This window comes from Christiangramia echinicola DSM 19838 (genome assembly GCF_000423065.1).
GTDB lineage: Bacteria > Bacteroidota > Bacteroidia > Flavobacteriales > Flavobacteriaceae > Christiangramia > Christiangramia echinicola.
The window spans coordinates 1-1,171 of the sequence record NZ_AUHG01000009.1 but is presented as its reverse complement, the minus strand read 5'-3'; the positions used below and the strand labels follow the sequence as shown (position 1 = coordinate 1,171).

Sequence of the window (1,171 nt, the reverse complement as noted above, 5' to 3'; positions counted from 1 at the left end):
CTCTTACGATTAATGGTGCCTAACTAGAGACCGTTATAGTTCTCCCCTTAGTTCTCTCTTAAAATATGAAAACAAAGTAAAGGAGACCGTTGTGCAAAATTTAAATCAAGATTTGAAATATCTACAAAAACTCATTCTGCCTTTACTTTTTATTTCAACTTTAATTAGTTGTAGTCAAAAGAAAGATCCAGAAACTTCCGAAGAAAAAGCAGATTCGAAGTTTACTCAAAAACAACAAGATTCGTTAGTTGATATTTATCTTAAAAATGGTGCCTGGAAAAAAGATACGTATTCACAAGATTGGCAAAACGAAATTGACAAAGGATTAAAAGTTGATTCTACAATATCTTATTTCTGGCAACAGAAAGCAATGCCACTTTTTAAACAAAGTAAATACGAATTAGGAATGCCATTTATTGATAAAGCAGTAAAATACGATCCTAAAAAATGGCAAGACTACAGAGCATTTATAAAATGTATATTTTCAAAAGAATACAAAAACGCAATAGAAGATTTTAAAAATTATCAGGAAAAATATGGATATGGATTTGTAATGGATCATTCATACAATTTTTATATTGCATTAAGCTATTTACAACTCAACCAATTTGAAAAAGCGGAGAAACTTTTTAAAGAGGATTACGAAAAAACGATAAAAGAAAATGGAAAAGGCTGGTTGCATCATTTAGACCTTTTTTATTATGGAATTAGCAAATATGAACAAAAGAAATATGAAGAAGCTTTAGAACTATTTGACCAAGCATTGGAAATCTATCCTCAATTTTCAGATGTTCAGTATTACAAAGCCAAGATTCTATATAAAATCGGTAAAGCCAAGGAAGGAGAAAGTTTATATAAGAAAGCAAAAGAGAATGCGGCTAAAGGATATTCAATTAATGAAGATAATGTTGTTTATGAGCGATATCCTTATCAAGTTAGGTGGCCTTAAACTTTGCACAACAACGATTCATCGCAAATAGCCGGTACCGTTAGAAAGAAAATAATTAAATTCACCAACAAACCAGGTCTAAGCCGACAACGCCGCGTTCCCTACTCCGCCAACTTGCGATAATCGAGACCGTTACATGCCATTCGCCAGCCCTGGGCGAGCTCTCAGCATCAAGCAAACAGGAAGAAGCTTAGGAAAAAAACTCGTGGAACCGCTATCTTA

The 1,171-nt window shown here is 33.1% G+C and carries 1 protein-coding gene; it reads left to right on the top strand.

The features are described 5' to 3' along the window. Positions 1 to 112 precede the first annotated feature (112 nt). Positions 113 to 949 carry a tetratricopeptide repeat protein gene (locus G530_RS0100420; RefSeq protein ID WP_026932641.1) on the top strand — a complete coding sequence of 279 codons (837 nt, stop codon included), beginning with the start codon at positions 113 to 115 and terminating at the stop codon, positions 947 to 949. Positions 950 to 1,171: the final 222 nt, after the last annotated feature.